Here is a 12,277-nt window from a genome sequence, read left to right on the forward strand (position 1 = left end):
AAGGCACGGCAGATCATCCTCGACTTCGGGCAGGATATCGGGCGCATGACGGTGCTCAAGACGCTGCGGAGCCGACTGCGTTATCCACGAGGAACGCCATGCTGACCGTCAATCGGCGACACTCTATCCACAAGCAGTTCCAAGCGACACGCGATCGCCAGATATGTCGTGCCTGGCGGGTGGAAAGGCATGACAAAACGGGCCGTCAGCACCGATCAGCACGGTGGGTTTTGGCAATAATGGGCTTGCGAAAGCCAACTTGCACGGGGCGAATGGTCAAAAAATGCTCGCTGGCGGTGATAGGGGGAGTGTCGGCGCCGGCTTCACGGATTCAGGAAGAAGCCCGCCGCGAACAGCCCGAAGGAGAAGCTGTTGGCATAGGCGGCGAATTCGTCCACGAAATGCTGTCGCTGGCGAAGGGTCACGAACAGGATCGGCAACACCGTCAGGCTGACCATCAGCTGCCAGGCCCCGTCGAACACGTAGGCATCCAGCAGGGCGTCCTGCTCGCGGATCAGCGAAGCCAGCAGAAACCCGAACATCAGCAGGCTGATGTTGGGCAGGATGCGGATCACCAGCCGGCTATAGAGCAGCAGAGCGGCGGCGAGAGCCAACAGGGTGGTCTGGGTCAGCTCGGTGAAGCTGAGCTCGGAGAAGCGCGAATCCGGGAAATGGAGGGCCTCGTAGAAGACCCCCTGGGCGAGGCCCGCCACCAGCAGGATATAGAGCGTGGCACGCAGGCAGGTAGCACGGAAGCTGATGGGCCAGGCAGGCGGAGGCAGAGACTTATGTGACATGGCGAAATTCGGATATACGAGTAAGAGTTGAGAGGTATTTTAACCGGTCCGCCGGGGGGTAGCTAACCTTGTCGCTTAATTGTTTGCAAACTATTGAATTTTAGGGGTCTACACCATTAGTCGCGTTTTTATGCCGGCCCTATTGCCGAAGCAGGATCCTTTCTCTAGCTTACGTTAACGTAAAGCCTGGAAATAACGACAACAGTACCAAGGCGGGTCGAATAGCGACCCCAAGAGGAAGATTCATGACCCAGGAGTTCATACTGGAAACTCGCGGGTTGACCAAGGAGTTTCGTGGCTTTACCGCCGTGGACGACGTCAACCTCAAGGTCCGGGAAGGGCACATCCACGCCCTGATCGGCCCCAACGGGGCCGGCAAGACGACGGTCTTCAACCTGCTTACCAAGTTTCTGCCGCCGACCCGCGGCGAGATTCTCTATCGCGGCAAGCCCATTACGCGCATGAAGGCCAACGAGATCGCGCGTCTCGGCCTGGTGCGCTCCTTCCAGATCTCCGCAGTGTTCGGCCATATGACCGCCCTGGAAAACGTGCGGGTGGCGCTGCAGCGCAAGTTGGGTACGTCATTCCATTTCTGGAAACCCGAACGCAGCCTCGATCATCTCAACGACCGCGCCATGGAGCTGCTCGATGAGGTTGGCCTCGCCGAGTACGCTGATGTGCTCACCGTGGAGATGCCCTATGGCCGCAAGCGGGCCCTGGAGGTGGCCACCACCCTGGCCCTGGAGCCGACGATGATGCTGCTCGATGAGCCCACCCAGGGGATGGGTGCCGAGGATGTCGACCGTATCGTCGAGCTTATACGCCGGGTCTCCAGGGGGCGCACCGTGCTGATGGTAGAACATAACCTCAGCGTGGTGAGCCGGCTGTGCGATCGCATTACCGTACTGGCCCGCGGTGCCGTGCTCGCCGAGGGGAGCTATCAGGAAGTGTCGCGCAATCCTCAGGTCCGCGAGGCCTACATGGGCAGCGACGCCGCGGAAGAGGAGGCCAGCGCATGAGTCAGACAGCCGAAGCGCAGCAGGATCCCGTGCATCAGTATCAGGATCTCGACGGCGCCGAGATGCTCAGGGTCAGCGACCTGCACGCCTTCTATGGCGAGTCGCACATCCTTCATGGCGTCGACTTCAACGTGAAGCGCGGGGAGCTGGTCACCCTGCTGGGGCGCAATGGCGCCGGGCGCAGCACCACCCTCAAGGCGGTCATGAACATGGTGGGCCGGCGTACCGGTTCGATCATGGTCAATGGCAATGAGGCCATGGGGATGAAGTCCCATCATATCCCGCGACTGGGTATCGGCTATTGCCCCGAGGAACGCGGGATCTTCTCCAGTCTCGACGTCGAGGAGAATCTCCTGCTGCCGCCGACGGTGCGCTCCGGCGGCATGTCCATCGACGAGATCTATGCGATGTTTCCCAATCTCCACGAGCGCCGGCGCAGCCAGGGGACCCGACTCTCCGGCGGCGAGCAGCAGATGCTCGCCATGGCGCGAATCCTGCGCACCGGAGCACGCCTGCTGCTGCTCGACGAGATCACCGAGGGCCTGGCACCGGTCATCGTCCAGGCGCTCGGCGAGGTACTGATCAAGCTCAAGGAGCGGGGCATGACCATCGTGCTGGTGGAGCAGAACTTCCGCTTCGCCGCGCCCCTGGCCGACCGTCACTTCGTGATGGAGCACGGCCGCATCATCGAGGAGATCACTGCCGCCGAACTGCCGTCGCGGCGCGATCACCTCAACGGCCTGCTGGGCGTTTGACGGTACGCTCATTATTCGGCCACTTCCCTACCGTCAACCGTATCGACAACAACAAACCGCCCTGCGTGGGCGACGGAGTCAAGCATGACCTTCAACCGCAAGATTCTCGCTTCCAGCGTTGCCTTTGCCGCCGCGACCCTGATGGCCACCGGCGCCCAGGCCGAGATGAGTGACGATGCCGTGCGCATCGGCTATCTCGCCGACATGTCCGGCACCTATCGTGATCTGGCCGGCCCGGGTGGCCTCGAAGCCCTGCAGATGGCGATCGAGGACTTCGGGGGCGAGGTCAATGGTACGCCGATCGAAGTATTGAGTGCCGACGACCGTAACAGCGCCGACGTGGGTGCCAATACGGTGCGCGAGTGGTTCGATACGCAGAACGTCGACCTGGTGTCCGGGCTGGTCGCATCCTCGGTGGCCATTGCCGCCACCAAGGTGGTCGAGGAGAACAATGGCCTGGCCATCGTCTCCGGTTCCGCCGCCTCCAGCATTACCAACGAGCACTGTGCTCCGACCCATATCCACTGGGTCTATGATACCTATCCCATGGCCAACGCCACGGCCAAGGCCGTTGTCGACCAGGGGGGAGACAGCTGGTTCCTGCTCACCGCCGATTACGCCTTCGGTCATGCGATGGAGAAGGACGTGACCGAGGTCGTGGAAGAGAGTGGTGGCACCGTCGTCGACAGCGTGCGTCATCCCTTCCCCACCACCGACTTCTCCTCCTATATCCTCCAGGCACAAGGCTCCGGTGCCAAGGTCGTCGGACTTGCCAATGCCGGCGGCGATACCGTCAACGCCATCAAGACCGCCAGCCAGTTCGGCCTGACCCAGTCCGGCCAGCAGCTCGCCGGCCTTATCGTCTTCCTCAATGATATCTATGCCATGGGGCTGGAAGCGACCCAGGGCCTGCTGCTGACTACCGGCTGGTACTGGAACATGGATGACGAAAGCCGCGAGTGGGCCGAGCGCTACTACGAGCGTGTCGGCAGCATGCCGGGCATGGTGCATGCCGGTATCTATTCCAGCACCACGCACTATCTGAATACCGTGGAGGAGATCGGCAGCGACGATCCCGAGGCGGTACGTGCGGCAATGGCCGAGAAGCCGATCGACGACTTCTTCTCCCGCAATGGCCGCATTCGCGAGGATGGTCGCATGATCCACGACATGTACCTGGTCCAGGTGAACGCTCCGGAAGATGCCACCCACGACTGGGACCTCTACGAGGTGCTGTCCACCATCCCCGCCGAGCAGGCCTACCGTCCGCTTTCCGAAAGCCAGTGTGACCTGGTCAACAACTGATCGGATGCAGAACCGGCGGCGGCTGCGGCCGCCGCCACCTGCCGGGAGGCTTGATACATGACGATGATTTTCGGAGTGCCGTTGATGGTGTTCATGGGCCAGCTGATGCTGGGCCTGATCAACGGCGCCTTCTATGCCCTTCTCAGCCTCGGGCTGGCGGTGATCTTCGGCCTGCTGAAGATCATCAACTTCGCGCATGGTGCGATGTACATGCTGGGTGCCTTCGCGGCGCTGCTGGGGCTGCAGTACCTGGGGCTCAACTACTGGGCGGCCCTGCTGGTGGTACCGCTGGTGGTAGGCGGTCTGGGCATGCTGATCGAGCGCTTCATCCTGCGCCGCATCGCCCATCTCGACCATCTCTACGGGTTGCTGCTGACCTTCGGCCTGGCGCTGATCTTCGAAGGCTCGCTGACCAACTTCTTCGGTGTCTCGGGGTCGAGTTATCCCACACCCGAGGCCCTGCAGGGTGGTGTCAACCTGGGCTTCATGTTCCTGCCCATCTATCGTGGCTGGGTGCTGATTGCCGCTCTGGCCGTCTGTCTGGCGACCTGGTTCATCATCGAGCGGACGCGCCTGGGGGCCTATCTGCGCGCCGGCACCGAGAATCCGGCGCTGATGCAGGCCTTCGGCGTCAACGTCCCCCAGCTGATCACCCTGACCTACGGCTTCGGCGTGGCGCTGGCCGCCTTCGCCGGTGTGCTGGCCGCACCGCTCTATCCGGTCTCGCCCACCATGGGCTCGAGTCTGCTGATCGTGGTCTTTGCCGTGGTGGTGATCGGTGGCATGGGGTCGATCATCGGCGCGGTCATCACCGGCCTGGCCATGGGTCTGATCGAAGGCCTGACCAAGGTCTATTATCCGGAAGCCGCCAATACCGTGATCTTCGTGGTGATGGTGGTGGTCCTTATGCTGCGTCCCGCGGGACTCTTCGGCAAGGAGGCTTGACGTCATGTCGGCAACTCGGACCCTGACGCCCGCAATGAAACTTCGCCGCAAGGCCAAGGTGCGTCGCAATATTCTCTATCTGGTGCTACTGGCCATCGCCCTGGTGGCCCCCTTCGTGGCCTATCCAGTCTTTCTCATGAAGCTGCTGTGCTTCGCGTTGTTCGCCTGCGCCTTCAACCTGCTGCTCGGCTATGCGGGCCTGCTCTCCTTCGGGCATGCCGCCTTCCTGGCCACCGGTGGCTACTTTACCGGCATCATGCTGGCCAGCTACCCGGGGCTGACGCCGGAACTGGGGATCCTCATCGGTACCCTCGCCTCCGTGGTGCTGGGTACCCTGTTCGGCGCCCTGGCGATTCGCCGCCAGGGCATCTACTTCGCCATGGTGACCCTGGCGCTGTCACAGATGATGTTCTTCTTCTTCATCCAGGCGCCCTTCACCGGCGGCGAGGATGGCCTGCACGGCGTACCACGTGGCGAGTTGTTCGGGATCATCAGTCTCGACAACAACATCAACATGTACTATTTCGTGCTGGCGGTATTTTTGATCGGCTTCGCGATCATCCGGCGTGCCGTTCACTCGCCCTACGGCCAGGTACTCAGGGCGATCCGCGAGAATGAGCCGCGCGCCGTCTCGCTCGGCTACAACGTCGACGCCTACAAGCTGGTGGCCTTCGTGCTCTCCGCCGGCCTGGCGGGCCTGGCGGGCTCCACCAAGACCGTGGTCTTCCAGCTCGCCTCGTTGACCGATGCCCATTGGCACATGTCCGGCGAGGTGATCCTGATGACCCTGCTGGGCGGGGTGGGGACGCTGTTCGGCCCCCTGGTGGGAGCCGGCGTGGTGGTCAGCCTGCAGACCCAGCTCGCCCAGTCGCCGCTCGGCAACTGGGTCAGCGTGATCCTCGGCGCCATCTTCGTGATCTGCGTGCTGAGTTTCCGCAGTGGGATCGTCGGCGAGATCCAGAAGGTCGTGAAGAAGAACTTCAAGTGAGTCCCGTCTTGCCATGCAAACTCGAGGCGCCCCGCGGGGCGCCTTTTCAATGGACGGAAGGCAGGCTTTTCGGCAGGTGTTCGACCAGGTGGTCGAGGAAGCGGTGCAGCTTGGGGGAGCGCTGTCGGTGACGCGGGAACACCGCCCACACGGCGTTATCGTCGTGGCGGTAGGCGTCGAGCACCGAGACCAGGTCGCCGTTGGCCAGGTGCTCCTTCACGTAATAGTCGGGTAGCTGGGCCAGCCCCAGGCCCTTCAGGGCGGCATCGAGCAGGGCGGGTCCCGAGTTGGCGCGCCAGGGGCCGTCGACGCGCACCTCACGGCGGACGCCGTCCACGGCGAAGCGCCAGTGGTCGCGTGAGCCCACCAGGCAGCGGTGTCGGGAGAGCTCGGCCAGGGCATGGGGTTGGGAAATATGGGCAAAATACGCCGGGGCGCCGACAACGTATTCGCGGCGCTCGCACAGGCGCCTGGCGACCAGGCTCGAATCCTCCAGGCGGCCCATGCGGACCGCCACGTCAAAGCCCTCATCGATGATATCCACCTGGCGGTTGGTAAAGTGCATGCGCACCTCCAGCTGTGGATGTTCGAGCTGGAAGTCGTTGACCAGAGGCGCGATGAAGCGCTCACCGAAGGTGGTGGCCGACGTCAGGGAGAGCCGTCCCTGGGGACGGTCCTGAAGGTCACCGATGGCGGACTCGGCCTCGCGGAAACCATCGAACAGGTGGCGGCAGTGGCGGTAATAGAGTGCCCCGGCGTCGGTCAGGTGGATCTGGCGAGTGGTGCGGTAGAGCAGGGCACTGCCCAGCTGCTGCTCCAGCTGGGCCACCAGTCGGCTGACGTGGGAGGGGGATACCGACAGCTCGCGCGCCGCGGCGACGAAGGTACCCAGCCGTATGACCTCCACGAAGGCCTCGATACGATCCCAGCGTTGCATGGACTCTCCCTCGCAGGATTCAGGATTATTGCTGTGTAGCAATAATGTTGTGCTTTTAGTGCGGTTTATCTCGAGTGACGCTTTTGACTAGACTGGGCAACAGAACGTTCACACCCGGCACCACCGCTACGGTGTTGAGCGAGGGGCCTTCGACTCATCGTGGGTCGACCCCGGGCGGCCTCGGTTGGCCGCACAGAGACTTTCATCCAAGCGAGGAGAACGAACATGAAATCACGTGCCGCCGTTGCCCTGGAAGTGGGCAAGCCCCTTGAACTGGTCGAGATCGACGTCGAGGGCCCCAAGGCCGGTGAAGTGCTGGTGAAGATGGCCGCCACCAGCGTCTGTCATACCGATGCCTTTACCCTCTCGGGTGCCGACCCCGAAGGGCTGTTCCCCTCGGTGCTGGGCCACGAGGGGGCCGGCATCGTCCAGGAGGTGGGCGAGGGCGTTACCAGCCTGCGCCCCGGTGACCATGTCATCCCGCTGTATACCGCCGAGTGTGGCCAGTGCAAGTTCTGCCTCTCCGGCAAGACCAACCTGTGCAGCTCGGTACGCGCCACCCAGGGCAAGGGCGTCATGCCCGATGGTACGTCGCGCTTCTCGCTGGATGGCCAGCCGCTGCACCACTATATGGGCTGCTCCACCTTCAGCGAGTATACCGTAGTCCCCGAGGTGTCCCTGGCGGTGGTCTCCAAGGAGGCGCCCCTGGACAAGATCTGCCTGCTGGGATGTGGCGTGACCACCGGCATCGGCGCGGTGATGAATACCGCCAAGGTCGAGCCGGGCTCCACCGTCGCCGTGTTCGGCATGGGCGCCATCGGCCTGGCGGTGATCCAGGGCGCCGTCATGGCCAAGGCCAGCCGCATCATCGCCATCGACGTCAATCCCGAGAAGTTCAAGCTCGCCGAGCAGTTCGGCGCCACCGACTTCGTCAACCCCAAGGATCACGCCGCCAGCATCCAGGAGGTGATCGTCGACATGACCGATGGCGGCGTCGACTACTCCTTCGAGTGCATCGGCAACGTGAATGTCATGCGCTCGGCCCTGGAATGCTGTCACAAGGGCTGGGGCGAGTCGGTGATCATCGGCGTGGCCGGCGCCGGCGAGGAGATCAGCACCCGCCCGTTCCAGCTGGTGACCGGCCGGGTCTGGAAGGGCTCTGCCTTCGGCGGCGTGAAGGGTCGCTCGCAACTGCCGGGTTACGTGGAGCAGTACATGAACGGCGAGATCAATATCGACGACTTCATCACCCATGACATGCCGTTCGAGAAGATCAACGAGGCCTTCGAGCTGCTGCACAAGGGCGAAAGCATTCGTACCGTGCTGCATTATTGATGCGCGCCTGCCAGGAGAGATACCCATGACCATGACCGAGAACCTCGAGCTGGTATCGGCCAACAAGAGTTTTGGTGGCTGGCACAAGCGCTACCGCCATCGCTCCCGGACGCTGGACTGCGAGATGGTCTTCGCCATCTATCTGCCGCCCCAGGCCGAGACCGAGCGAGTGCCGCTGTTATGGTGGCTCTCCGGCCTGACCTGCAACGACGAGAACTTCATGCAGAAGGCCGGTGCGCATCGCATGGCCGCGGAGCTGGGCATCGCCATCATCTGCCCGGATACCAGTCCGCGTGGCACCGACCTGCCCGGCGAGCACGACAGTTATGACTTCGGTTCCGGCGCCGGCTTCTACGTCAACGCCACCCGGGAGCCCTGGAAGCGCCACTACCGCATGTATGACTATGTGACCGAAGAGCTGCCCTCGGTGGTGCGCCAGCACTTTCCGGTCAATGGCCGGGAGTCGATCAGTGGCCACTCCATGGGCGGTCACGGTGCCCTGGTAATGGCGCTGCGCCGGCCCGGTCATTATCGCTCGGTGTCGGCCTTCGCCCCGGTTGTCAATCCTGCCGAGTGTCCCTGGGGGCAGCAGGCCTTCACCGGCTATCTCGGCGAGGACCGTGGCAAGTGGACCCAGTACGATGCCTGTGAGCTGGTGGCGCGTGGCGCCTCCAGTCAGCCGCTGTTTATCGACCAGGGCGAGGCGGATGACTTCCTCGAGGAGCAGCTCAAGCCCGAGCGGCTCGAGGCGGTGTGCGCCCAGCACGACCATCCGCTGACCCTGCGTCGCCAGCCGGGCTATGATCACAGCTACTACTTCATCGCCTCCTTTATCGAGGAGCACCTGCGCTACCACGCCAAGCATCTGCACAAGACGCGCTGATACGAGGCGCTGGCGTCGAATCTCTCCCCGTGCGGCGTGCCGGGCCCTTATACTGCCATCATATAAAGGGCCGGTTTGGCACAAGGGGAGAGAGATGATGCGCAGAGGTTCGCCATGATCGGGGCGCTGCTGGGCAAGTTGCGAGGATGGCTATGGCGTGCCGTCCTGGGCTTCGTGGTGCTGTCGGTGCTGCTGGTGCTGTTGTTCCGTCAGGCACCGGTATTCGGCTCCATGGTGATGGTCGAGCGCAAGGTGCACTCCTGGATCGTCCGGGAGCCCATCGATATTCAGCATCGCTGGCGCTCCTGGGAGGCACTCTCCGACCATGCCAAGCTGGCGGTGATCGCCGCCGAGGACCAACGCTTCCCGGTGCACCACGGCTTCGACCTGGTGGAGATTCGGCGTGCCTGGGAGGCGAGCCGCAACGGCGGACGGCTGCGAGGGGCCAGCACCCTCAGCCAGCAGACCGCCAAGAACCTCTTCCTGTGGAGCGGGCGCAGCTGGGTGCGCAAGGGCTTCGAGGCGTGGTTCACCCTGCTGATCGAGGTGATCTGGCCCAAGCAGCGCATCCTCGAGGTCTATCTGAATATCGCCGAATGGGACACCGGCGTGTTCGGCCTGGAGGCCGCCGCCCAGCATTACTTCGGGGTCTCCGCCGATCGGTTGGGGCCGGTGCAGGCCAGCCGGTTAGCGGCGATCCTGCCCGACCCGCGGGGCCGGGATGCCGCGCGACCCTCTTCCGATGTGGTCCAGCGTAGCGCCTGGATCCGCCGGCAGATGGGCAATCTCGGCGGTGCGGCCTATCTGGATCGATTGTGAGGAGGTGCCTGTTTCCCGAGGCGCTCCATCAGATGCTGCCGCATTGCCGTCGCCGCCGGTGACAGACTGACATCGACCTGGCAGATCAGCCCGATCTGGCGCTCCACGTAAGGTTCCGACAGCGGTACGAAGCGCAGCCTGGCGCACTCCTCGGGAAATGCCAGCCGGGGCAGGGTGGTGATGCCGATACCCGCCTCCAGCATGGCATTCAGCGAAATCATGTTGGAGATATCGAAAGCGCTCTGCGCCAGCAGCGGCTCGGCGTCGGTTCCCGACAGCAGCCGCGAGGTGCCGTTGCGGATCAATACCTCCCCCTGCAGCTCTTGCCAGCTCAGCGCTTCGCGGTCGGCGAAGCGATGATCCTCGCGGCATACCACGCCGACGGCATCCCGCATCAAGGGATAAAACTCCAGTTCCTCGCTGGCCTGCCACAGGCTGGAGATGCCGAGGTCGACCTCGCCACTCGCCACTAGCCGGCCCACGAAATCGGCGTTGCCGTCGTGGAGGCTGACCCTGAGATCCGGGTAGCGTTGGATGAAGTCGCTGAGCAGGTGCGGCATCAGCCGACTGGCCACCGAGGGGACGGCCGCCATGTCGATATGCCCGGCGCGCTTCTCCACCCGGGCCGCCAGGTCTCGACTCAGGCGATCATGATGTGTCACGAGCTCGCGAAAGCGCGGCAGGCAGTAGGCGCCGAAGGGCGTGAGTGTTGCCTTGCCCCCCTTCTCGAACAGCGGCTCGCCGAGCCTCTGTTCGAGTTCACGCACCGCCATGGAAAGCGCCGGCTGAGTGCGGTGAAGATGGCGGGCGGCGGCATGAAAGCCACCCTCATCGACGATGGCCAGCACATAGCGGAGGGGCTGTGTCTTGAGTTCGGGGAGCATGGCAACCTCGCGCTTTCTCTGGGAGGTAGTAAGATAAGGCGAGTTTATCATTTTATCTTTATTACTGATTATCTCTTATCTTCGAATATCGCCTAGAGTGGCGTGGATCATCTCTAGGAGGTTTCCATGTCCCACGTTCACTCTCTCTACATCAACGGCACCTGGGTCGAGGGTCAGGGCAGCATCACCAACATTAATCCCTCGGACACGAGTGATATCGTCGGCGAATATGCCCAGGCCAGTGTCGCCCAGGTGGAGGAGGCCATCGGTGCCGCCAAGCAGGGCCAGAAACAGTGGGCCAAAACCGGCCTCGAGCACCGCTATGGCGTGCTGATGGCCATTGGTGATGAGCTGATCGCGCGCAAGGCCGAGCTGGGTGAACTGCTGGCCCGTGAAGAGGGCAAGACCCTGGCCGAGGGCATGGGCGAAGTCCATCGCTCGGGCCAGTTCTTCCACTACTACGGCGCCGAAGTGCTGCGTCAGATCGACGAGCGCGCCGAGTCCGTGCGCCCGGGCGTGGAGGTCGATATCCGCCGCGAGCCGGTGGGCGTGGTCGGCATCATCAGCCCGTGGAACTTCCCCATGGCCACCGCGGTGTGGAAGATCGCCCCGGCGCTGGCCTTCGGCAATGCCGTGGTGTTCAAGCCCGCGAATCTGGTGCCCGGCAGCGCCTGGGCGCTGAGCGAAATCATCAGCCGCCAGGACATGCCCGCCGGCACCTATAACTTGGTCATGGGATCCGGCGGCTCGATCGGCGATGCACTGATCTCGAGCCCCGATATCCAGGCGCTGTCGTTCACCGGTTCGCTGGAAGTGGGCCGCCGCGTGGCCGCCGCCACCGCCGCCAACCTGGTCAAGTGCCAGCTGGAGATGGGGTCCAAGAACGCCCTGATCGTGGCCGACGACGCCGACCTGGACCTGGCCGTGGAGGCCGCCTTCAACGGGGCCTACTCCGGCACCGGCCAGAAGTGCACCGCGTCCTCGCGGCTGATCGTCACCGAGAAGGTCCACGACGCCTTCGTCGACAAGCTGATCAAGCGGCTCGAGCAGGTCAGGGTCGGTCATGCCCTGGAAGAGGGCGTGAGCTTCGGTCCGGCCGCCGATGCCCGTCAGCTGGAATCCAACCTGGCCTGGGTCGAACGCGCCCAGAAAGAAGGCGCCAAACTGGCCTTCGGCGGCGAGCGCCTCGAGCGCGATACCGATGGCTACTTCATGGCGCCGACGCTGTTCGTCGATACCACCAACGACATGCCGATCAATCGCGAAGAGGTCTTCGGGCCCATCGCCTGCGTGATCAAGGTGGCCGACGCCGATGAGGCCATCGAGGCGCTCAACGACACCCACTTCGGCCTGACCGCCGGCATCATCACCGACTCCCTGGCGCTTGCCAGCGAGTTCAAGGCCCGCGCCGAAACCGGCTGCGTCATGGTCAATCTGGCCACCGCGGGCACCGATTACCATGTGCCCTTCGGCGGGCGCAAGAACTCGAGCTTCGGGCCGCGTGAACAAGGCCGCTATGCCCGCGAGTTCTACACCGTGGTCAAGACCTGCTACGTCAAGGCCAGCTGAGCCAGGGCTCGCCACGTCAACGCCTGAGAGGAGCCGACGCC

The 12,277-nt window shown here is 63.5% G+C and carries 12 protein-coding genes; 9 read left to right on the forward strand and 3 right to left on the reverse strand.

The features are described from left to right. Nucleotides 1-323 precede the first annotated feature (323 nt). The gene (locus Q358_RS17350) at nt 324-797 is read right to left on the reverse strand and encodes a hypothetical protein (RefSeq protein WP_051530351.1); all 474 of its coding nucleotides are present in this window, start codon (nt 795-797) and stop codon (nt 324-326) included. Between the two features lie 245 nt (nt 798-1,042). Between Q358_RS17350 and Q358_RS0111745 the strand changes: the two genes are divergently transcribed. The 5 genes from Q358_RS0111745 (at nt 1,043) to Q358_RS0111765 (ending at nt 5,809) form a co-directional block, all read left to right on the forward strand. Further along, nucleotides 1,043-1,816, forward strand: coding sequence for an ABC transporter ATP-binding protein (locus Q358_RS0111745; protein ID WP_027962186.1), 774 nt, complete (start codon nt 1,043-1,045; stop codon nt 1,814-1,816). Nucleotides 1,817-1,878: 62 nt separating this feature from the next. After that, on the forward strand, nt 1,879-2,571 hold the full coding sequence (locus tag Q358_RS0111750; protein WP_051530355.1) for an ABC transporter ATP-binding protein: 693 nt from the start codon (nt 1,879-1,881) through the stop codon (nt 2,569-2,571). A gap of 84 nt (nt 2,572-2,655) precedes the next feature. Then, nucleotides 2,656-3,876, forward strand: a complete 1,221-nt coding sequence (locus Q358_RS0111755; RefSeq protein WP_027962188.1) for an ABC transporter substrate-binding protein — start codon at nt 2,656-2,658, stop codon at nt 3,874-3,876. A 57-nt stretch (nt 3,877-3,933) separates the two neighbouring features. Next, nucleotides 3,934-4,821, forward strand: a complete 888-nt coding sequence (locus Q358_RS0111760) for a branched-chain amino acid ABC transporter permease (RefSeq protein WP_027962189.1) — start codon at nt 3,934-3,936, stop codon at nt 4,819-4,821. A 4-nt stretch (nt 4,822-4,825) separates the two neighbouring features. Continuing rightward, a complete protein-coding gene (locus tag Q358_RS0111765) occupies nt 4,826-5,809 on the forward strand; it encodes a branched-chain amino acid ABC transporter permease (protein ID WP_027962190.1) in 984 nt (327 codons plus the stop codon). Nucleotides 5,810-5,855: 46 nt separating this feature from the next. On the opposite strand, the gene Q358_RS0111770 is transcribed toward Q358_RS0111765, so the two are convergent. Beyond that, nucleotides 5,856-6,746: a LysR family transcriptional regulator gene (locus Q358_RS0111770; protein WP_027962191.1), complete on the reverse strand. Its 891-nt coding sequence runs from the start codon at nt 6,744-6,746 to the stop codon at nt 5,856-5,858. 225 nt (nt 6,747-6,971) lie between these two features. Between Q358_RS0111770 and Q358_RS0111775 the strand changes: the two genes are divergently transcribed. The 3 genes from Q358_RS0111775 (at nt 6,972) to mtgA (ending at nt 9,783) form a co-directional block, all read left to right on the forward strand. Next, a complete protein-coding gene (locus Q358_RS0111775; RefSeq protein WP_027962192.1) occupies nt 6,972-8,081 on the forward strand; it encodes an S-(hydroxymethyl)glutathione dehydrogenase/class III alcohol dehydrogenase in 1,110 nt (369 codons plus the stop codon). A 25-nt stretch (nt 8,082-8,106) separates the two neighbouring features. Beyond that, on the forward strand, nt 8,107-8,964 hold the full coding sequence (gene fghA / locus Q358_RS0111780; protein WP_027962193.1) for an S-formylglutathione hydrolase: 858 nt from the start codon (nt 8,107-8,109) through the stop codon (nt 8,962-8,964). 114 nt (nt 8,965-9,078) lie between these two features. Further along, complete coding sequence (gene mtgA, locus Q358_RS0111785; protein WP_027962194.1) at nt 9,079-9,783, forward strand: monofunctional biosynthetic peptidoglycan transglycosylase; 705 nt, start codon at nt 9,079-9,081, stop codon at nt 9,781-9,783. Here the strand turns inward: mtgA and Q358_RS0111790 are convergent. Next, entirely contained in the window at nt 9,765-10,667 is a 903-nt protein-coding gene (locus Q358_RS0111790; RefSeq protein ID WP_027962195.1) for a LysR family transcriptional regulator, read from the reverse strand. The genes mtgA and Q358_RS0111790 overlap by 19 nt on opposite strands. A 126-nt stretch (nt 10,668-10,793) precedes the next feature. Here Q358_RS0111790 and Q358_RS0111795 point away from each other — a divergent pair, with 126 nt between their 5' ends. After that, nucleotides 10,794-12,236, forward strand: coding sequence for an aldehyde dehydrogenase family protein (locus tag Q358_RS0111795; protein WP_027962196.1), 1,443 nt, complete (start codon nt 10,794-10,796; stop codon nt 12,234-12,236). The last annotated feature ends 41 nt before the right edge of the window (nt 12,237-12,277 follow it).

Source organism: Halomonas halodenitrificans DSM 735, from assembly GCF_000620045.1.
In the GTDB taxonomy this organism is placed as follows: Bacteria; Pseudomonadota; Gammaproteobacteria; order Pseudomonadales; family Halomonadaceae; genus Halomonas; species Halomonas halodenitrificans.

Bases quoted from the DNA above. Each gene is read 5' to 3' on its own strand.
- Q358_RS17350 (WP_051530351.1), bottom strand. From the start codon at position 797: ATGTCACATAAGTCTCTGCCTCCGCCTGCCTGGCCCATCAGCTTCCGT.
- Q358_RS0111745 (WP_027962186.1), top strand. From the start codon at position 1,043: ATGACCCAGGAGTTCATACTGGAAACTCGCGGGTTGACCAAGGAGTTT.
- Q358_RS0111750 (WP_051530355.1), top strand. From the start codon at position 1,879: ATGCTCAGGGTCAGCGACCTGCACGCCTTCTATGGCGAGTCGCACATC.
- Q358_RS0111755 (WP_027962188.1), top strand. From the start codon at position 2,656: ATGACCTTCAACCGCAAGATTCTCGCTTCCAGCGTTGCCTTTGCCGCC.
- Q358_RS0111760 (WP_027962189.1), top strand. From the start codon at position 3,934: ATGACGATGATTTTCGGAGTGCCGTTGATGGTGTTCATGGGCCAGCTG.
- Q358_RS0111765 (WP_027962190.1), top strand. From the start codon at position 4,826: ATGTCGGCAACTCGGACCCTGACGCCCGCAATGAAACTTCGCCGCAAG.
- Q358_RS0111770 (WP_027962191.1), bottom strand. From the start codon at position 6,746: ATGCAACGCTGGGATCGTATCGAGGCCTTCGTGGAGGTCATACGGCTG.
- Q358_RS0111775 (WP_027962192.1), top strand. From the start codon at position 6,972: ATGAAATCACGTGCCGCCGTTGCCCTGGAAGTGGGCAAGCCCCTTGAA.
- fghA (WP_027962193.1), top strand. From the start codon at position 8,107: ATGACCATGACCGAGAACCTCGAGCTGGTATCGGCCAACAAGAGTTTT.
- mtgA (WP_027962194.1), top strand. From the start codon at position 9,079: ATGATCGGGGCGCTGCTGGGCAAGTTGCGAGGATGGCTATGGCGTGCC.
- Q358_RS0111790 (WP_027962195.1), bottom strand. From the start codon at position 10,667: ATGCTCCCCGAACTCAAGACACAGCCCCTCCGCTATGTGCTGGCCATC.
- Q358_RS0111795 (WP_027962196.1), top strand. From the start codon at position 10,794: ATGTCCCACGTTCACTCTCTCTACATCAACGGCACCTGGGTCGAGGGT.